The sequence below is a fragment of the Desulfocastanea catecholica genome (assembly GCF_054657295.1).
Map to the genome: position 1 here is coordinate 250,471 of NZ_BAAHYZ010000001.1, position 20,268 is coordinate 270,738.

Consider the following 20,268-nt stretch of genomic DNA (forward strand, 5'->3'; position numbering starts at 1 on the left):
AAGTTACCGCTGGATGGTAACGGCGAATTTTTCAAACCGGATCGTCGAATCGCGACCCTCGCCAACCAGGTGAAATGAAAACGCCTGTCTGGCCTGAGGGTTGTCAAAATCAAACTCTATATGGCTCTCTTCCCCGGTGCGCAGGAGCGGAAACGGTGGATAATCAATTGTCGTCACCTCCTTTTCAAACTGACGGAGGGTGAGTTTCAGCTGAACCCCCTCTTCCTGTACGGCCACGGCTTTCAACCGAATATCCACATGGACGGTGGATTTTGGCGGGAAATCGAGATACTGCGCACCAATCAGGTTATCCGTCCATTCACTTTTGACCTTTTCCGGAAGCTTGCGGATCTCGCCATCGGCAAACTGCAGTACCTGCTGTTTTTTCTGGCTGGAGACCTTATGATCGAGAACGGTTGCCAGACCAAACAAACGTTCGGCACTGTTTTCCCTATCCTCTTCAAATTTTTCAGGCCGCGGCCCGATAATTCTCCCGCCCTTCATTTCTCTGCAGTTATTGTCCCGGCCGCACTCAAAAAGGGTGTTATCTGCCGTCTGCCAGCGCAATTTGCTGCTGGTATAGGAAATCATGTCGCGCCCGGTGCTATAGTCACGAAAGATGCTTCTGCCGATGATTGATGGCGGCATCGGCAGGTTCACATAGTCGAGAACCGAGGCCTCGATATCCACCAGACCGTAGGTCCCCTTCTTGATGCGCGGCAGATTTTCCTGTTCCGGGGCCAGGACGATGGCAAACCCCCAGCTGCTGTACCAGTCGGCACCTTCTTCGCCATGGGATTCGTCGGAGGTAATGATCACCAGCGTGTCGTCGAGCACCCCATCCTGCCGCAGTCGGTCGATAAATGTCGCAACCGCCTCATCGAGCAGGGCGACGGTGGCAATTTTTCGTGAGCCATGTTTTTCCGCCTGGGCATCGGTGGCGGCAAAGGGTTGGTGGGTGGCAACGGTCAGCAGCGACAACAGCCATGGTTCCTTCGCCGCCTGCAGCTTGCCGATGTATTTTCTCGCCCCGGTAAAGAAGTCAGCATCGCTGGTTCCCCAGATAAAATCGTTGTCGGTTCGTTCGGTAAACCACTCGACGCCATGGACATGCTGAAAGCCCATGGCCGGCATGGCTCGTTCCTTGTTCATGAACTGCAGACCGGCTCCCTGCAGGTAGTGGCTCTGCCATCCCTGCGTGCTCATTTGCGCAGGCAGACATTCGGCGGCTCTCTCCGGGTTGTCCTGCAGCTCCATGGCCTTGGGCATCTCATAGGAAAACTTACTGAAATCGCCGCAATGCAGGGCATACAGGCCCCGGATGGTCTGATGACTATGATCGACAAAATCCGCCACCAGCATGCCATCCGTGGTACTCGCGGCAAGCTTGTCCATCTGATACATCTTTCCGGCGACCCCCATCTGTTCTCTGATTTCCGGAAAATAGATGCCGGGAATACCTTCCAGGATAACAATAAGGACATTTTTAGCCCTGCCCTTCTCCCCCGGCAGCAGTTTTTTGCCCTCCAGATCAACAGTTCGAAGATTCTGCGGCAGATCAGCAGCGCTCAGCCCGGTACCCTTGCCGGAAAACAACTTGGCCGAGGCATCAGTGATGAGCCACTGCAGTGCATTATACCGGGCGGCAACACTCTGGTCACTCAAGGCTCGACTGACGGGAGAATGCAGGCCGAGCAGCAAAAAACCGGCGAGCAGGCAGGCTATGATCTTCCCCCAGCCGGGACGGCGCACCGGCAGCACTGCCGCGACTACCGTGACGAGCAGAAACGCCAGGACATAACCAGGATGGGCCAGATGAAAACCTGCCGTGGTGTTCTTGACAAATGTCGGATCAACCAGGTACTGCAGATCCTGCCAGGAGGGCAGACGCTGCATTGCCGCCAACAGTTCCTGCGACATGATCTGCATCAGCGCCCAGATAATAAGCAGAAAAGCTTTGAGCCAGCGCGGACTTAGCCATACCAGGCCATAGAGGATGAAGGCAATACTTATGTCTGACAGGAGTCCGGCCGGCTGGGTAAAGGTGTGGTTAAACAGTCGCCAGCCGGCAGGGAAAAAGCATGGTATGGCGAGAAAAACCGGTAATAATATCGACCTCAAGGTGTTCTGCTCCGAAGGGAAGAAGGGCCAGATCGCAACATCTGACAGGCTGCTGATGGCTCAACAGGTTGACACATATTTAAAAACGGGACGTTGCTCCTGTCAAGAGGTGCGACCTGCCCCCTGCTCATGCATTTTCTCCAGCAATTGCACATGAAATGCTTTGCTTTTCTCTCCAAAATACACCGATCGATGCGGAAAAGGTATCTCAATATTATTTTTATCAAAGGCGTATTTAATTCTTCGTAAAAATTCACGGCCGACTTCCCACTGTCGGATCGGTTTGGTCTTTATTCTGCCCTTGATAATAACCGCGGATTCACCCAGGTTGTCCACGCCGAAAATATCGATATCCTCGAGAATGGATCTAGCGAACCTGTCATCTTCGCGCAGTGTTCTGCCCACCTCTCTGATGATTTCAATAACCTGATCGATGTCTTCCCCATAAGCAACACCGATATCAAAAACGTACGCCGACCATTCGCTGGTCAGGTTGCTGAGCGTCGCAATACTGCCATTGGGAAAAATATGCACCACCCCGGCCTGGTCCCGGAGCACAGTGGTACGAAAATTAATATGTTCAACGAGCCCCCCGGTTCCGTTGACAATGGCCACGGAACCGACCCGTATCTGGTTCTCCAGGATAATAAAAAAACCGGCAATAACATCACGAACCAGGTTTTGCGCGCCAAAACCGACCGCCAGGCCAACCACCCCGGCACTGGCCAGAATGGGTGCCACTTCCACGCCGAATTCCTTTAAAATCACCAAGCCGAAGGTCAGATAGAAAGCCAGGAACACCCCTTGCTTTATCAAACGGACAATCGTCTCAATTCGTTTCTGCGACTCCGAAGGCGGTTCTCCTTCTTCGACGCTTTTCAAGATCAGACGGTTTTCCAGGCGATACAGAGATTTTTGCAGCACCTTCATGACAATCCAGGCAAGGAACATCATAATGAAAAGGCGCAATCCGGTCTTGATTATGACGTCCCAGTTAAATTCCCTTAACAAATCTTCAACTATATTCATCAGTCTCCTCCTGGCAGTTGATTATTCAGGTCGCCGGCATTGCTGCAGGGCAAGGCGTGATTCTCTCTGCATAACCAACAGCAAAAAGCCGACATTGACAAGGGGAACGCTTCAGGTTTGCTCTATGCGTCGGTAAGAATACTCTCTGGTCGAGCGCGGTGCCAACCGAGAGTTACCTAAGGCGCGGCTTACCGGCGCGTGCTTCATGCGCGTCCGGCGGAACAGTTTTTTGGGTGAGATTTTACTGTGAATGTAACAGGTTTTGAGATAATGGCTTTACCGTCTTCCATGCGCTGGACGAATTTTCAGGCTGCCATAAATAATAGTTCTTTTGCAATAGGTAAACTAAAAAATAGCGTCTCGGACCGTCGCGAAGTCCGAGACGCTATTAAAGGTAGATAAACCCCAGTTGTTATCTACCCCATTCTTAGTGCACGGCTGATCTTCTTTTTTATGCCGCTGATGACAAAAGGTGTCAACCGTTTTTTTTCTTTAAGGATCTGTTGAAAGAGATCCTTTTTTTTCTCGGGAATCTCCGGCCGCTGCGCCGGAATGAGGGACAGAGAGCCGGTCGGGCAGCTGCTGATACAGGCGCCGCAGCCGAGGCAGTTGTCGAAAAGGACCTGCATCCGCTTCTTTTTCCGACCATTTTCAACGTCAAGCAGTTCGAGCGCGGTAACGTTACAGGCCTTTTTGCACAGCCCGCAGCCGATACAGGTCTCGCTGTCGATCTGCAGGGTATAGTTGGTCTTGGCTATGCCCATGGGAAAGCCCTGATTCACCCCACCGAGCAGCTCACAGCAACAGGAGCAGCAGTTACAGATAAACGACGGCTTGTGGCGGATATTGTCGGTAATATGGGTCAACTTCAGATCTCTGGCCTGGGCCAGGATGGCCAGCAACTGTTCCTTGCTGCGCTGTTCGGCAAAGCCCCGGCGCACCATGAATTTGGCGGCGGTGCCGAGGGAGATGCAGATTTCTTTGGTCGGGGCGTTTTTATCGCAGCTCTGGTTAAGATGCTCTTTTTTGTGCCGGCAGTAGCACATGCCGATGGCGCCATAGCTTGCCCCCTTGATGATCTCCCTGGCGCTTTCATAGGTCGCCACCTGGGAGTCGACTGGAATATGCTCCTCATACGGCAAGGTGCGGGTGAGCGGCGTCTTGCTGCCGAAAAACTCGCGGCCCATCTGCTGGTCTGGGTCGCCGTAGAGATATTCGTGCATGAGCTGGGCCAGCTCGGCCACCGGCAGATCGTTGCGCTGCTTCATGAAGCTGAACTCAAAAAAACCGATAAGCCCGGGCATCAGCAGATAATAGGTTTTGCCACCGTAGGTGGTATCCATCACCAGACCTTTTTCGGCCATCGCCTCAAGCTGGTCCTTCAGCCTTTCGGCTTCCCAGGCGGTGGCCTTGACCAGCTCCGGCAGGGTGGCCTCGGTAAGCGGAAAACGGGAAGCGACATAGGCCTCATCTTCGGAAAACAGGATTGCCAGAATCCGGCGCAGCTTATCGGTATCGGGCAGACCGATGGGATATTTATTCAGCCGGTCGATGAGTGGTACGATGTTGCTTTTTCCGTCGAGGTGATGCCCCATTTTTATTCCTTCAGTGCCTTTTCAAATCACTCGTTCATGACATACTGGTCTTTTAAAGCATGGACACTATCCCACACCCGCTCAAATCCGTCACCATCTTTAACAGGTTTTTTAATCATTTTGTGGAAAATCTCTTCCTGCTCGGCGGAATTATCATGGCTGAGAATCATCTGCAGGGCAAAAGCCGAATAATCCTTGACCAGAAAGGTGAAGATCTGTTCCAGCACATCCTTGCCGGTGCCATAAATTCTGCTGTTCTCCAGAATCAGCTGGGCATAGACGATAAGGGTAAACAGCTCGCCCGCCGCGAGCATATAATCAATATTTTTTGCCTGCTCCTGGCTCGGCGGGGCGCTGATCAACAGCGTGCGAAACAGTTCCATCTGTTCCTTGAATACCAGGACATTTGCACCATCAACATCCTTATAGGCCAGACGATACTCCGGGAAACGGATACTCGCCAGGCTGCCGGTCTTCTGCTGAAAAAGATAGCTATCATCCCCGGCCTCTTTTCTCTGGGGGATCTCGGCATAGTCGACCGGCTGAAAGAAGTAGTTTTTGACAAACTTGATGATCAGCGCCATGTTGACATGCTCGGTCCCTTCCAGTTTCGGCAACATGCCGATATCTCGGAGGGCCATTTCAAAATAGGTGTCCTGCTCGTAGCCCTTGGCGGCAATGACCTCATGCAGCAGTGCCACCACCTTTTCGCCCTGACCGGTCACCTTCATCTTCACCACCGGATTAAAAAGTAGATAGCGCCGATCCTCATCCGAGGCGCTGCGCATGTAATCCGCTGCCCGAAAGGCAAAAAGTTTCATGGCGAGCAGCCGGGCGTAACTCTCGGTAAACAGTTTTTTCACATGCGGGAAATCGGTGACATAGCGGCCATAGAGACTGCGGCCGGCCGCATGGTTTAAGGCCTCGTAGAAACAGTGCGTGCCGATGCCGATGGAGGCACAGCCCAGCTCAAACTTGCCGATATTAATGGTATTGAGTGAGGAGTTCCAGGCATGCTCGCCCCGGGAAAGGATGTCGTCCTCGGTGATCGGGTAGTCGTGCAGGGCGTATTCCGCGACATAGGCCTGGCGCACGCCGGAGGTGTCGATCTTCTTGACGCATTCGTACCTCTCATGCTTTGGATCGACGACGAAGAAGACATACTCGCCGGTTCCGGCAATCTTGGCAAAGGTCGAAACCAGGGCGGCGCAATTGCCGTTGCCGATATAGTATTTCGAGCCGCGGGCCAGATAGCTGCCGTCATCCTGGGGGATGAGCAGCATCTCACTGGAATAAAGATCGGCACCGTGACACTTCTCGGAAAGCCCGAAGGCAAAAATTCCGCCTTCGGCGAGCAATCCGGCGGTCTTTTTCTTTACCGCTTCGTTATTGCCCATCCAGATCGGTCCAAGCCCAAGGATAGTCACCTGCCAGGCGTACCAGTAGCAGAGTCCATAAAAACCAAGAATTTCGTTGAACTCGCTGATGCGGTACATGTCCCAGCGGCCGCCGTCCCTGCTGTAGGCTGCAGGGGTAAGAAAGTGGGCAAAGATTTTCTCTTTTTTGATGAAGTCGAGAAAATCCTCGTACCAGACCATCGACTGATCATCTTCCTTGATCTTTTTCAAACCTTTTTTCTCAAAAAAATCGATCGTCTTCAGGACAAGTTGCCGCGATACGTCATCGGCATGGAATCGTTCATATTTTTTCGGGTTGAGTAATAACACCTGTAGCTCCTTCAGTTAAACAAGGTTTTTTCCGGCATTATAGCCCTGATGATTCGCCTCAAAGACCGTTCCCGGCGCCAGCGCGTCACCAACCACCTGACAGGGAATACCCAGCTCGACGGCCACTTTCTCCAGGGGATTCGCCGACCTGGTGCCCACCGCCAGAACAACACTGTCGGCCGGCAGGAGTTGTTCCTCGCCGCCGAGTTCAATACGCACCCCATCGTCCTGGATCTCCAGGACCTTGGCCTGCATGAGGGTTTTTATCCCCAACCGGCTGACATCCTGCAGCATGCCCCAGCGGGTTGACTTGCCGAAATTGGCGCCAAGAGTTCCGGCCATCTCGACGACCACCAGTTCTTTTGTGCCCTCGGTGGCCAGTTGATAGAGTTTTTCCGGAGTAACCGCCCCATTGACGAGGAGAAACTTCAGCTCTTCGCCGGACAATGTACCCTGCTCGGCGAGCAGCAAAGCGGTTTCGATGCCGACGGCACCACCGCCGATAATAACTACCTTTCGCCCTGTTTCGACTTTTCCAGCCAGGACATCCCAGGCCTGCACGACGTTGTCGCCGTCGACCCCGGCAATGGCCGGAGTCACCGGCTCGCCGCCGGTGGCCAGAATCAGCTGGTCCGGCTGCTCGCGGACAAGCACCTCTCTATCCACCGAGCTGTTCAGCAGCACGGTGATATCATGGACAGCCAGCTGATGGGCAAGATCATCGCCGAAAACGACAAACTCCCCCCGGCCGGGAGGCGCTCCGGCCAGATGCAATTGTCCTCCCAGCTGCAGTCGCTGCTCATAGAGACGGACCCGGTGCCCCTGTTCCGCCGCGGCAAGAGCCGCGGACATGCCGGCAACCCCGCCGCCAACGACCAGCACTTTTCTGGCCTGGGCGGTCTTTGCCGGCGTCGCTTCATACTCATGGCCTGCCCGTGGATTGCAGAGACATTCCACCGGCTTCATCTTGAAAATATTGTCAAAGCAGCCCTGGCCGCAGGCGACACAGTGGACAATCTCGTCCTCCCTGCCGGTGCGGGCCTTTTCCGGAAACCATGGGTCGGCAATCAGCGCCCGGCCGATGGCCACCATGTCACAGAAATTCTGCGAAATGAGCAGCCTGGCTATTTTCGGATCGTTGATCCGGTGGCTGGCGATAACCGGGATGAACACCCTTTTCTTCATGTCGCGGGCCAGATAGGCAAAGACGCCTCGAGGCACCTTGGTGACAATCTGCGGCACCTGGGCTTCATGCCAGCCGACATTGACGCACAGGGCATCGACACTGGCCCGCTCGAGGGCGACGGCGAATTCGAGCAATTCCCCGGGACCGATGCCCCCTGCCATGAAATCATTACCGTTGAGGCGGACGAGGATGGGAAAACTGTGACCAAGCCTGCTCTTTATCTCCCCGATAACCTCCAGGCCAAAGCGCATACGGTTTTCCAGGCTGCCGCCGTAGTCATCCGTTCTTTTGTTGGTGAGCGGCGAGAGGAATTCACTGATCAGATAACCGGTGCCGGCGAGAATCTCCACCAGATCAAAACCCGCCTGCCGCACCCGATCGGCCGCCTCGCCAAAGCGGCGGATAGTTGCGGCGATCTGCTGCAGGCTGAGCTCTTCCGGGGTTTCCCTGGTCATGCGACAGGGTACCGGAGATGGGGCAACCGGTTTTTTGCCGCCGAGAAAAAACGAGGCATTATAGCGACCGGCATGATTGAGCTGCACAGTGGCCTTCGCCCCGCCGTCATGAATGGCTGCGGCAAGCGCGGTAAGCCCCGGCACATGCGCATCAAGATGGGCGCCGATATTGCCCGGGTTGCCGGACAGTTCATCGATGGTGGCATAGCCGACACTGATCAGGCCGGCTCCCCCCTTGGCCCGCTCCCGGTAAAACTCGATCAACTGCTCGGTTACCAGAAAATTTTTGCACATATTCAGGTGCATGGCCGGCATGAAAATGCGATTTTTCAGCTCGACCGCCCCTATGAAGATTGATCGAAACAGCGGATCCGACATGATGTGTGTTCTCCTTGAAGAGACTCCTCAACTTTTTAACCCGAGATAGCCGCATGAAACAAACCGGCAACCTCATCGAACAGACCGATTTGCTCAAGCGCCCGGCGCAGCAGCTCCGGCTGGTTGAGAAAATCCTTCATAAAAATAATTTCCGAGGCCTTGAGATAGATGGGGAAGATCTCTTTCATCCGTCCCTCGAGCAGCGTATCTATCAAGTGCATGACATTCTCTTCCGCCCGGTAGGGAGAGAGCTGTTCAGCCCTGCCGAGCATTTTTGAGATATAAAAAACCAGCACCTTTTTAACACTCTCGACCCTCTTCCGGTGGGCCGGCAAGATGGTTTTCCCCTCCAGCCCGGCAAGCTTGACAATCGATCCGCAGTAGGCCTCATAGTTTTTAAATCGCCCGCCGGTCTCCAGATCGACATCGAGTACCGGCGACTGAAAAACCCCGCGCAGCAGGGTGTCTCCGGTTACCGCCCAATCTTCGCCGACGTAGACAAGATCACTCTGCGAATGGCCGGGACAGGCGAGCATCTCGATGCCCAGCCGCGCCGGAAGGTCCTCTTCCGCCACAAGAAACTGCTTGGGAAAGGGAGGAAACAGCACGCCGCTGTCAAAGATCTGCTGCAACCGATCAAGATAGGCCTTATCGAAGCCCACATCGCCAAGCAGCTGATACATTTCGCCCATGCGCCGATTGTGCCCGGTGAGCTTCAGGCAATCCCGGTACGGCAGGTAGAGCGTGGCCCGGCAATTTTTCTCCAGCCAGTGGGCCTGGCCGTAGTGGTCGATATGGCAGTGGGTGATACAGATGTGTTTGAGCTGCGCCAGATCGATATTTTCCAGCAGGTACCGCCGCCCCTCCGGCGTCGGGGGCCCGGTATCAAAAAGGACCAGTTCCCCGGCGATTACGCCGGTGTAACAATGGACGGAACCGACCGGATAGGGAGTATTTATGGTATGTTGGGTAAGCTTCGTCATATCGACTGCGGGATCGCGACGCCGCATAAACTGCATTGGGGGACAACAGGAACCGGTGCCCGTCCGCACCAACCAGGCGGGCACCGGCTTACTTTTACAACCTAGAAGACATATTTTTCCGCCTCGCAGGCCGCTTTGGCCAAGGTCCGCTTGGCGGCCAGCAGGCCGGTGGCATCGTACTTGGCAAAACGCCTGATCCCGGACAGGATCATGGTCAGGGTATCTCCTTCCTCGATAAAAAAGGCACCTTTTCTCGCTGCACTGCCGGCGTTCTCGGAGGCCTCGAAGGCAAATATTTTCACCGCCGCGTCGAGCAGTTGCTGCTTCTCCGCACTGACTTTACCATAACTTTTTTCCGCCCGCAGCACCGTACTCTCCAGCGCAAAGATCTGAATGGCGATATCGGCGGCCGCCATGAGAATTTCCTGCTCATTGGCCAGTTTATCCATAAACTTCTGTACCCCGGCACCGGACAGGATGAGGAACAGGGTCTTCAGATTTTTGATCAGGGCCTTTTCCTTGACATAAGGAATCGACTCGTCCAGTTCCTCGAAACTCGGCGTCATCAACGATTCGAAGGCCTTCATCGCCTCGCGCTGCAGGGGCAGCTCGCCCTTCATTGCCTTACGCAGAATCATGCCGGGGATAAGCAGACGGTTGATCTCATTGGTACCTTCGAAGATACGGTTGATCCGTTCATCGCGGTAGAAGCGCTCCGCCGGATAATCGGCGACAAATCCATAGCCGCCATGGATCTGCAGCACCTCATCGACGGTTCTGGCCAGAACTTCACTGCAGAAAACCTTGGCGATACCGCATTCCGAGGCATATTCCTCGATGCCTTTCAGATACTCTTCGTAATAGTTGTCGATGCCCTTTTCGATGGTGGCTATTTTATCGTCCAACAGCCCGGCCAGGCGGTAGACCAGAGACTCCGAGGCAAATATGGAGGCGCTCAGATCGGCAATCTTCTGGGAAATCGCGCCAAACTGGCTGATCGGCGTATTGAACTGCTTGCGCTCGTTGGCGTATTTAATACCTTCGATCAAGGCCATTTTCGAGGCGCCGCAGACCCCGGCCCCGAGCTTAAAGCGACCGATGTTCAGAACGTTGAAGGCGATCTTATGACCCTTGCCCTTCTCGCCGAGCAGGTTTTCCACCGGCACCATGCAGTTGTCGAGGATGATCTGGGTCGTCGAGGAGCCCTTGATACCGAGTTTTTTCTCTTCGGCGCCGACAATCAGGCCCGGAAAGCTTCTCTCGACGAGAAAGGCGGTGAAATGCTCCTTGTCGATCTTGGCAAAGATGGTATACAGCTGGGCGAACCCGCCGTTGGTGATAAATTGCTTGGTGCCGTTGAGGATATAGTGTTTGCCGTCTTCGGAGAGGACCGCCGAGGCCTGGGCGCCAAGGGCGTCACTGCCGGAACCGGGCTCGGTGAGACAATAGGCGGCACACCATTCCCCGGAAATGATTTTCCCCAGGTATTGGTCCTTCTGTGCCGCTGTTCCGTAATAGACCAGGGGCAGGGTGCCGATCCCTGAGTGGGCGGAATAGGCCACGGAAAAGGAACCACCAAAGGAAATCTTCTCACTGACCAGCATGGTCGAGGCCTTGTCCAGTTCCAGTCCGCCATATTCTTCCGGGGCGTCCATCATCAGCAGGCCCAGCTCGCCGCATTTTTTCATGTTTTTGACAACCAGATCAAAGTTCTGCTTATCGATCTCTTCGATATTCGGCACGATCTCATTCGTTACAAACTGCTCGGTGGTCTCGCCCATCTGCCGCTGCTCATCGGTGAAGTCCTCCGGGGTAAAGACATCCGCGCAGGGGGTCTCGACAATCAGATATTCACCGCCATTCAATATTTTTTCTGCCATTGTAGTCACCTTTTCATTATAATTTTTCAAAAATACCAGCGGCACCCATGCCCCCGCCGATACACATGGAAACAAGCCCGTAACGCAGTTTTCTACGGCCCATCTCATGCAGCAGGGTGGTGGTCAGCTTCGCACCGGTGCATCCCAGCGGATGGCCCAGGGCAATGGCGCCGCCGTTGACGTTGATGATGTCCTGATTGAGACCGAGGGTTTTTATAACGGCCAGAGACTGGGCGGCAAAAGCCTCGTTGAGCTCGATCAGCTCGATATCTTCCAGCTGCAGTCCGGCCAGTTTCAGCGCCGCCGGGATGGCGGTAATCGGCCCGATACCCATGACCTCAGGGGCGCAGCCGGTGGCCGAGAAGGCAAGAAAACGGGCCATCGGGCTCTTGCCAAGCTTTTCCAGATACTCTTCGGAGACAACCAGGGCCACCGCCGCTCCGTCGGTCATCTGCGAGGAGTTGCCCGCGGTTACCGGGCCACCTATTTTAAAGGCCGGCCGCACCTTGGCCAGACTCTCCAGGGTCGTCCCGGCTCTGACACCGTCATCGACGGTGACCAGCTCTTTCACTCTTTTGATCTTGCCGTCGACCAGCATGTCTTTTTCAATTTCGACCGGGATAATCTCATCGGCAAAGCGTCCCGCTTCGATGGCGGCCGCAGCCTTGGCGTTGCTGGCGACGGCAAAGGTGTCCATGGCCAGTTTGTCAATACCGTATCTCTCGGCGACCAGCTCGGCGGTGACCCCCATCGAGGAATAGGCCTCCGGCCAGTCAGCCATCAGACCCGGGTTGGCGCTGTACTTCAAACCGCCAAGGGGCACACAGGACATGGACTCGACGCCGCCGGCGACAATACAGTCGGCAAAGCCGCACATGACCCGTTCAGCGGCCAGGGAGATTGCCTGCAGCCCGGAAGAGCAGAAACGGTTGATGGTCTGGCCCGGCACCTCTATCGGCAGGCCGGCGCGCAGCGCGGCAATCCGGCCGATATTCATGCCCTGTTCCGCTTCCGGAAAGGCGCAGCCAAGATAGACATCGCCGACCGAAGCCGGATCGATCCCGGTGCGCTCAACCAGTCCTTTTATCGCCAGAGACGCCAGCTCATCCGGCCGCATGTCCTTGAATTTTCCTTTGTTTGCCCGGCAGCCGGGCGTCCTGTAACTGGCCAGTATATATGCTTTTTTCATATCGATTTCCCTATAAGAAATGAATTTCTTGTTTTAGTGCAAGAATTTCTCGGTTAGTTGCGCAGCGGTTTGCCGGTCTTCAGCATATGCTGGATCCGCTCGGCGGTCTTCTTGTTGCCGCACAGCTTGAGGAAATTCTCCCGTTCCAGCTGCAGCAGGTACTCCTCGGTGATCAGGGTACCGGGGTTGACATCGCCGCCACACATCACCTGGGCAATGATTGTGCCCATTTCCGCTTCATATTCGGTTATAAATTTCCCCATCTGCATATTCCACAGCTGGCTCTTGATAGCCGCGGCAATGCCACGGCCGGGCGCCGGGATGTTTTCAACCGGCCGCTTCGGTCGATAATTGACCGCCAGCGCCAGCACCTTCTGTTTGGCATCGCCGATAAGCCGGTCGATATCCATGGTGATCGAATCGCCGTGGCGCATATAGTCCATGCCGAACAGTTCGGCCGCGCCCATGGACACCTTGGCCATGGCCAGCTGCTCGAAGTTTTTGATGATAAACGGCTGGACATCGGCCTTGTTCTGCTGCGCCAGCTCGATGGCTCTGAGACTCATCTCCTTGGTGCCGCCGCCGGCGGGCAAAAGCCCCACGCCGATCTCGACCAGGCCCATATAGGTCTCGGCATGGGCGTTGATGGCATCGGAGTGCAGGCAGAACTCCGCCCCGCCGCCAAGGGCCATGTTGAACGGTGCGGCAACCACCGGCACCTTGGCATATTTTATCGCCATGGTTGCCTTCTGGAAGGCCCGAACGGACATATTGATATCGTCATAGGCCCCCTCGGCAAGGGCCACCGCCACCATCATCAGGTTGGCGCCGACCGAGAAATTGGTGCCATGGTTGCCGAGGACCAGGCCGACACCCTCTTCCTCGGCCCGCTTGATGGCCTTATGGGTCATGGCCAGGATGTCGCCGCTGATGGAATTCATCTTCGAGTGGAACTCAAAACCAAAGACGCCGTCGCCCAGATCGACCACCGAGCAGTTGGCGTTCTTCTCGACAACCCTGCCGGCTTTTTTGAGGATCTGCAGCTGGATCTGTCCCTCTTTCACCGGGACGGGCAGGTATTGTTTTTTCGACAGGTCATAGTATTCTTTCTGCCCATCAGCATTAAACCTGTAGAAGCTCTCCACGCCGCTAAGGCCTGCCGGCACCTTGACGCCATCTTTTTCCGCCCGTTTGACAAAGGCCGGCACGCCGATCGCATCAAGCATTTCAAACGGGCCGATTTCCCAGTTAAAGCCCCAGCGCATGGCATTGTCGACATTGACCACATCGTCGGCGATCTCCGGGATACGATTGACCGTATAAATCAAGGTGTCGCGGATACTCTTCCAGGCAAACTCGGCGCCTTTATCCTTGGCGCCGACGACCATTTTCACCTTCTGGCCCGGATCATCCACCTGCTTGACCATCATCACCGAGGCGAATTTCGGTTTGGCCAGAGGTTTGTACTCACCACTGGTGTAATCGTAGTACAGGATCTGTTTCTTGCCGTCGACCACATCTTTTTTATAAAAGCCCTGTCTGGTTTTATTACCCAGCTGCTTGTTGTCGATCATTTTTTTCATAAAGGCGGGCAATTTGAACACCTCGCGTTCTTCATCATCGGGCAGCAGATCGTGGGAGTTGTTGCCGACATGGGCCAGCGTGTCCAGGCCGACCAGATCGGCGGTGCGAAAGGCCGCACTCTTTGGCCGGGCGGTGGCCGGACCGGCTACGGCATCGACCTCCTCCACGGTCATGCCCATCTCGACCATATGCTGGATACCCTTATAGATGGCATAGGTACCGATTCTGTTGGCGATGAAATTGGTGGTATCCTTGGCATAGACAATGCCTTTGCCCAGCCTTTTGCTGATAAAATCGGCCAGCCCCTTCATGACCACCGGATCGGTTTCCCGGCAGGGAACGATCTCCATCAGCCGCATATAGCGCGGCGGATTGAAAAAGTGGGTGGCGAGGAAATTTTTGCGCACCTCGTCGGGCAGTACCGCCGCCATCTCGTTCACCGAAAGACCGCTGGTATTGGTGGTGAGGATGGCCCCCGGGGCAAGGTGCGGCACGAGTTTTTTCAGCAGCTCGAGTTTGATCGGCATATATTCGATGACGACCTCGATAACCCAGTCACATCCTGTTAATTTTTCCAGGTCATCCTCTAGATTGCCCACCTGGATCTGGCCGGCATATTCAGTGAGATAAAAAGGCGCCGGTTTCATCTTCAGCAATCCCTGCAGGCCATTCTGGGCGATGCGGTTGCGCACCACCGGGCTGTCCAGCGTTAAACCCTTTGCTGCTTCCTGCTTGTCCAATTCCTTCGGAACGATATCAAGCAAAAGAATTTCCAATCCCGCATTGGCCAGATGGGCGGCAATGGTCGCCCCCATAACTCCGGCGCCAAGCACGGCTACTCGATTAATTTGCCTCATGTTGTCTCTCCATTAATTTTTTACTTGCTGGGTAATAACCCCATTGCCTTTAGCTGTCGATACATAGAGATCCTCGATAATATTTTGATATTTTTCGAGGATGAACTTGCGTTTCAGTTTCAGGGTGGGAGTGAGTTCTCCGCCTTCGATCGAGAAATCACTCGGCACGACGGCGAAATATTTTATCGTCTTGTAGGGAGGATAATTCTTATTCAGCTCTTTGATATGCCCGGCGTACAGCTCCTTCACTTTGGCGTTCTGCACCAGCTCGTCGATATCGATGTAGCTGATTTTTTCTTTCTGGGCAAAATCGATAAGACTTTCGATATTGGGCGTGATAACCGCCACCAGATAGGGTTTACGATCGCCAAAAACGATGGCCTGGGAGATATACTTATCGAGCTTCAGTTCATTTTCAATCGGCTGTGGGGCGATGTTCTTCCCGCCGGCAGTGACAATCAGCTCTTTTTTGCGATCAACGATATAGACGAAACCCTGTTCATCGATTTCGGCAATATCGCCGGTCTTGAACCAGCCGTCCTCAAAGGTCTCCATGGTCGCCTGATCATTGTTATAATAGCCGAGCATCACCTGAGGTCCCTTGACCAGCAGCTCGCCGTCCGGTGCCAGTTTAAGTTCCGTTTCGCGCAGGGCCTTGCCGACCGAATCAAAGCGCACCATGCCGACACCGCTGATGGCCACCCCGGGGCTGGTCTCGGTCAGGCCGTAGCCATTGAAGACCGGCAGGCCGATGATCCACATGAACTCGTTGATGGTTTTGTCCAGCGGCGCGCCGCCGCAGAGGAAGTAGTTCAGCCTGCCGCCGAATCTGGCGCGAATTTTCTTGAAGACCAGCCGGTCGTACAGTTTGTATTTGAAATTCAGCAGTCCAAGCGGCTCGTTGGTGACATATTTTTTATTGACATAGTCCCGACCAACCTCCATTGCCTGATGAAATATTTTTTGGCGCAAGGGAGGCATCTTGTTGACGCTTTCATAAACCTTGGAATAAATTTTTTCAAACAGCCTCGGCACACTGACCATCGTCGTCGGGCGAACTTCGGCCATATTCTCCATAACCGCCGCGGCGTTTTCGGCGAAAGCGATATGGTTGCCGTTCATCAGGGTCACGTAATAGCCGGCGGTCCTCTCCAGTACATGACTGAGCGGCAGGAAGCTGAGGGTTGTCTCATCTTTCTGCGGCATGCCGAGCTGCTGCAGACCATACTCGGCATTGATCATGATATTACGCTGGCTGAGCAGCACCCCTTTCGGCACCCCGGTCGTTCCCGAGGTGTAGATGATGGTGATAATGTCATCCTGGGTAATCCTGTCGATCTGCTCCTCGATCTGCCGTTTCTCCTCCTCAGTCAAGGGGGTATCGACTTCAGACAGCTGATACTGGGTGGAGACGGGAAAGGAGCGGTGCCCCATGAACCGTTCATAGGAAAAAACCTGCTCCAGATGCGGCAGCTGGTCCTTTACAGAGTAGAGCTTTTCATACTGGCCTTTGGTGGAGCAGAAGACAATATTTGCCTCACAATGATTGAGGATATATGCCGCCTGCTTAGCAGTGTTGGTAGCATAGATCGGCACAGTAATGCCACCCGCACTCTGTATGCCGAAATCAGAGATGGCCCATCCCAGGCGATTCTCTGAAAAAATCGCCACCTTGTCGCCGGGCACCAGCCCCGCCTTGGCCAATCCCCGCGCCAGCATGAGAACCCTCTCGTAGAACTCCTCATAGGTCAGGGACAGGTAAACGCCCTTTTTTTTGTAACTGATCGCGGTCTTTTTGCTGTACTTGCGGGCATTATCTTTGAGTACTGCCGGGATCGACTGATATGACATTATGTTCATACTTTTCTTTCTCCCCAAGAACTGTTCATGCTGACACATCGCCTATAACGTTTACGTTAAATAACCTTACGTCGCCATTTATAACTTACCTTAACGTTTAAGTCAACATCAAATCAAGAAATTCTTTATATCAGTCATCCTGCTGAAAACAGAGGGTAAATGAAAAATACAATCACAAGACCAGTGATCGTTTACATATTATAACAACATGTTATCAAAAAAACAGCAGGGTTTATTTTTTACCACGCACCTGCCGGTATTGATCAAACTGATGCCAACAATTACGAAAAAACAATCGACCTTTTACGTAAAGATGGTTGCTGCACTGGATTGGGGCAGAGGGACAACCCGTATTGCTGCTAGGAGGTTGTCCGAGAATAGCCATTTTGTCTCAGATCAAGGCATTTTCAGGAAATCAAGCACAGCCATATATTTGATATTGCGAGCATTGATTTTCTGAAAATAAACCAGAGATGGGGGAAAAGGGCATTTTCGGACAACCTCCTGGGTGATCGACTGCGGCACAGTCGCAAAGAAGTGCCCATGCGACGCATGGGCACCGGTGTGGGGGTGACGGCATGGCTATCAACCCCACCGTCTTTCGGGCCTGGCCCGGAATCGAGCCAGGAATCGAGCCACTGGGCTACGGCGCCACCGTTTCCTCAGGTTCAACCGTCTCGGGTTCTGCGGTAATAGTCTCGATAAGCTTGGCAGGCAGCGGCGCAAAGGCACTGATAATCGACACAATGACTGCGGCCAGATAGGGAATCGCCTGCACCAGCAGAACGATGACCCACACCAGGACATCCGGGGTGTCGGAACCTTCCTGCATGATAATTCCATGCACCGCCAGGAGCAGGGCCATGGCGATCAGGCCCTCTTCCCTGGCTGACTGCAGCGCATGCCAGAATTTTCTTCCCTTGACTATTTTCGGCGTTCTGAAAAAGGGCAGGCTGTTAGTCACCAGACCGTACATTATCGCCTTGGCAATGGTATGCGACAGGGCAAGACCGGCCAGAGCCGAGGCCACCGTCTGGGTAACGGTTGCCTTCACCCGGCTGCGGTAGAGGTAGAACATCTTGGCCATCTTGAAGATGAAAAACGACAGGGGCACGGAGGAGAGTATGATCAACGGCGGATCGAACCTCTCCGGATAATGGATCATCGCCGTCGACCAGAACAGGGCAGCCAGGGTAAAAATCAAATTGATGCTGTCGGCCAGCCACGGCAGCCAGCCGGCAACAAAATGATAGCGCTGGCCGACGGTCAACCGGCTAAGGCCGCCACGCCGCAGCGTTCGACCATGGTAGCGCATGATCTGCATTGCCCCGTAGGCCCAGCGATAACGCTGTTTCTTGAAATCATTGAAGGTGTCGGGCATCACGCCCTTACCGTAGCTTTTCGCCACATACAGGGCCTCGTAGCCCTTCTCGAAGATTTTCAAGCCCAGCTCCGCGTCTTCGGTAATGCACCATTCCGCCCAGCCGTCCACCTCTTCGAGAACGGATTTCCGCACCATGGTCATGGTGCCGTGCTGAATGATGGCATTACGCTCATTACGGGTGACCATGCCGATATAGAAAAAACCGCGATATTCGGCATAGCACATGGCCTTGAACAGGTTTTCGTTGTCATCCCGGTAGTCCTGCGGCGCCTGGACAATGGCCACCGACGGCCGGGTAAACTGCGGCACGAGATCGCGCAGCCAGTCTGCGGTGACAGCATAATCACTGTCGATGACCGCTATCACTTCGGCCTCCGGCGATGTTTTTTCCAGGCAGTAGTTGAGGGCCCCGGCCTTGAAGCCGGCCAGCTGATCTTCATGAAAAAAACGAAACCGCGGGCCAAGGGCCTTGCAGTGCGCCTGCACCGGCCGCCAGACCTCGGGATCCTTGGTATTGTTATCCATGACAATGACTTCAAAGCGAGGATAATCAAGGGCGGCCAGAGCGTTCAATGTTTCAATCATCATATCCGGCGGCTCGTTATATGCCGGAACATGCACCGACACCAGGGGCAACTGGTCTTCCGGCACCTCGATCGGGGTAAAGGCGCGTCTGCCCCCCTTGGACCAGATGGCCTCGGCCCATTCATGCGCCTCGGTCAGCAGCACTATGGCCACCCCGATCAGACCGATCAGCATAAGAAAACCGACAACCACCGCCGGCACCGTCAGATACTGCCGGGAGTAACTATAAATTATCCACACCGCCCCGGTAGCCGCGACAAAGGCTATGGAGGCGAGAAAACCACGGCCGCTTTTTTTCAGGGTCTTGCTGTCAATAAGCAGCAGAGCAAAGGTGATGAGGGCAACGAGGATGGAACTGCCGGCCAGAATGCGCCATTCCGGCACTTCGACGATGGGCGAGGTAAAGGGGAATTTTGCTTTGCGGTCCACGTCATACACGCCCCAGTAGGCACCGACCGCACCCTCGTTGGTCCTTTTCCAGGGTTGATCGAAGGCCTCCATGACATAATAGATGTAGCCAAGTTTTTCCGCCTCGGTGATAAAGCGCCGCAGAAAGGTTGCCTCATTGGCGAGAGAGGCGACGGCCTGACGCCGAATCCTGCCGTTACTCGGCCAGCCGACCTCGGCAATGACCACCGGGGTATTGGGAAAGGCGTTCTCCAGCATAACCATGTGCTCGATGATAAAATCGACCGCCTTTTCCACATGGATACCCTCCCAGTAGGGCAGCATATGGGTGCCGATGAAATCGACATGCTCGACCAGTTCCGGGTTTTTGATCCAGATGTGCCAAGGCTCCGCTGTACTGACAGGCACGTCGACTGCATCTCTTACCTGATCAAGATACCCGGCAAGCTGTTTCACCGTGATATCATTGCGCAGTATGACCTCGTTGCCGACAATGACCCGGATGACATTACGATAGTTTTCCCGGGCCAAGCGGATGACCGTCTCTATCTGCTCCTCATTCTCCTCTAAATCGTCACTGAGCCAGGCGCCCAAAGTTACATTCAGGCCGTGCTTTCGGGCGAGAGCCGGTATCTTGGCCTGGACACCTTCAACCGTATAGGTCCGTATGGCGTTGGTGGTGTCCGCCAGAAGTTTCAGATCCGCCTCGATCTCCGCTTCGGTGGGCTGCTTTTTTTCCTTGGTCGGGTCATTCCAGGCCTGCATGGGAGAAAAGGAAAAACCCTGGATGCGGCTCGGCCAGGGTGGCTCGGTCTCGGGCCGGTTCAACAGGGCCCAGAAGCTGATGGAAACGACGGCAATGGCTATGCCGATAAGGATATTTGCTCTGGTCATAAGTTTTTGATGGTAATCATGTTGGGAGAGGACAGAATGCGGATGAGAAAAAGCTTATCTTAATCAATATGCGAAAAATCTGCTGTAACAGAATATCTTCAACTGCAATTTCTTCATTTTTCACGATATTCAGCAGCAGTGGCTGTCCATACC

At 54.4% G+C, this 20,268-nt stretch carries 11 protein-coding genes; all 11 read right to left on the minus strand.

Annotation, left to right across the window (positions count from 1 at the left end):
- Positions 1 to 3: 3 nt before the first annotated feature.
- Positions 4 to 2,121 (minus strand): LTA synthase family protein, encoded by a 2,118-nt coding sequence (locus ACYQ8U_RS01145; protein ID WP_459943663.1) that lies wholly within the window; start codon positions 2,119 to 2,121, stop codon positions 4 to 6.
- 102 nt (positions 2,122 to 2,223) lie between these two features.
- Complete coding sequence (locus ACYQ8U_RS01150) at positions 2,224 to 3,150, minus strand: mechanosensitive ion channel family protein (RefSeq protein ID WP_459943664.1); 927 nt, start codon at positions 3,148 to 3,150, stop codon at positions 2,224 to 2,226.
- Between the two features lie 416 nt (positions 3,151 to 3,566).
- Positions 3,567 to 4,745 carry a 4Fe-4S dicluster-binding protein gene (locus ACYQ8U_RS01155; RefSeq protein WP_459943665.1) on the minus strand — a complete coding sequence of 393 codons (1,179 nt, stop codon included), beginning with the start codon at positions 4,743 to 4,745 and terminating at the stop codon, positions 3,567 to 3,569.
- Positions 4,746 to 4,771: 26 nt separating this feature from the next.
- Entirely contained in the window at positions 4,772 to 6,472 is a 1,701-nt protein-coding gene (locus ACYQ8U_RS01160) for an acyl-CoA dehydrogenase family protein (protein ID WP_459943666.1), read from the minus strand.
- Positions 6,473 to 6,487: 15 nt separating this feature from the next.
- A complete protein-coding gene (locus ACYQ8U_RS01165) occupies positions 6,488 to 8,491 on the minus strand; it encodes an FAD-dependent oxidoreductase (protein WP_459943667.1) in 2,004 nt (667 codons plus the stop codon).
- Between the two features lie 35 nt (positions 8,492 to 8,526).
- Complete coding sequence (locus tag ACYQ8U_RS01170) at positions 8,527 to 9,474, minus strand: MBL fold metallo-hydrolase (protein ID WP_459943668.1); 948 nt, start codon at positions 9,472 to 9,474, stop codon at positions 8,527 to 8,529.
- A 101-nt stretch (positions 9,475 to 9,575) separates the two neighbouring features.
- Positions 9,576 to 11,354 (minus strand): acyl-CoA dehydrogenase family protein, encoded by a 1,779-nt coding sequence (locus ACYQ8U_RS01175; RefSeq protein WP_459943669.1) that lies wholly within the window; start codon positions 11,352 to 11,354, stop codon positions 9,576 to 9,578.
- Positions 11,355 to 11,370: 16 nt separating this feature from the next.
- Positions 11,371 to 12,543 (minus strand): thiolase family protein, encoded by a 1,173-nt coding sequence (locus ACYQ8U_RS01180; RefSeq protein WP_459943670.1) that lies wholly within the window; start codon positions 12,541 to 12,543, stop codon positions 11,371 to 11,373.
- 53 nt (positions 12,544 to 12,596) lie between these two features.
- Positions 12,597 to 14,984, minus strand: coding sequence for a 3-hydroxyacyl-CoA dehydrogenase/enoyl-CoA hydratase family protein (locus tag ACYQ8U_RS01185; RefSeq protein ID WP_459943671.1), 2,388 nt, complete (start codon positions 14,982 to 14,984; stop codon positions 12,597 to 12,599).
- A gap of 12 nt (positions 14,985 to 14,996) precedes the next feature.
- On the minus strand, positions 14,997 to 16,844 hold the full coding sequence (locus tag ACYQ8U_RS01190; protein ID WP_459943672.1) for an AMP-dependent synthetase/ligase: 1,848 nt from the start codon (positions 16,842 to 16,844) through the stop codon (positions 14,997 to 14,999).
- A 643-nt stretch (positions 16,845 to 17,487) separates the two neighbouring features.
- Entirely contained in the window at positions 17,488 to 20,115 is a 2,628-nt protein-coding gene (locus ACYQ8U_RS01195; protein WP_459943673.1) for a glycosyltransferase family 2 protein, read from the minus strand.
- Between the last annotated feature and the right edge of the window lie 153 nt (positions 20,116 to 20,268).

Excerpts from the sequence above, each read along its gene's own strand:
- ACYQ8U_RS01150 (WP_459943664.1), bottom strand. The coding sequence starts at position 3,150 with ATGAATATAGTTGAAGATTTGTTAAGGGAATTTAACTGGGACGTCATA.
- ACYQ8U_RS01155 (WP_459943665.1), bottom strand. The coding sequence starts at position 4,745 with ATGGGGCATCACCTCGACGGAAAAAGCAACATCGTACCACTCATCGAC.
- ACYQ8U_RS01165 (WP_459943667.1), bottom strand. The coding sequence starts at position 8,491 with ATGTCGGATCCGCTGTTTCGATCAATCTTCATAGGGGCGGTCGAGCTG.
- ACYQ8U_RS01170 (WP_459943668.1), bottom strand. The coding sequence starts at position 9,474 with ATGACGAAGCTTACCCAACATACCATAAATACTCCCTATCCGGTCGGT.
- ACYQ8U_RS01175 (WP_459943669.1), bottom strand. The coding sequence starts at position 11,354 with ATGGCAGAAAAAATATTGAATGGCGGTGAATATCTGATTGTCGAGACC.
- ACYQ8U_RS01180 (WP_459943670.1), bottom strand. The coding sequence starts at position 12,543 with ATGAAAAAAGCATATATACTGGCCAGTTACAGGACGCCCGGCTGCCGG.
- ACYQ8U_RS01185 (WP_459943671.1), bottom strand. The coding sequence starts at position 14,984 with ATGAGGCAAATTAATCGAGTAGCCGTGCTTGGCGCCGGAGTTATGGGG.
- ACYQ8U_RS01190 (WP_459943672.1), bottom strand. The coding sequence starts at position 16,844 with ATGAACATAATGTCATATCAGTCGATCCCGGCAGTACTCAAAGATAAT.
- ACYQ8U_RS01195 (WP_459943673.1), bottom strand. The coding sequence starts at position 20,115 with ATGACCAGAGCAAATATCCTTATCGGCATAGCCATTGCCGTCGTTTCC.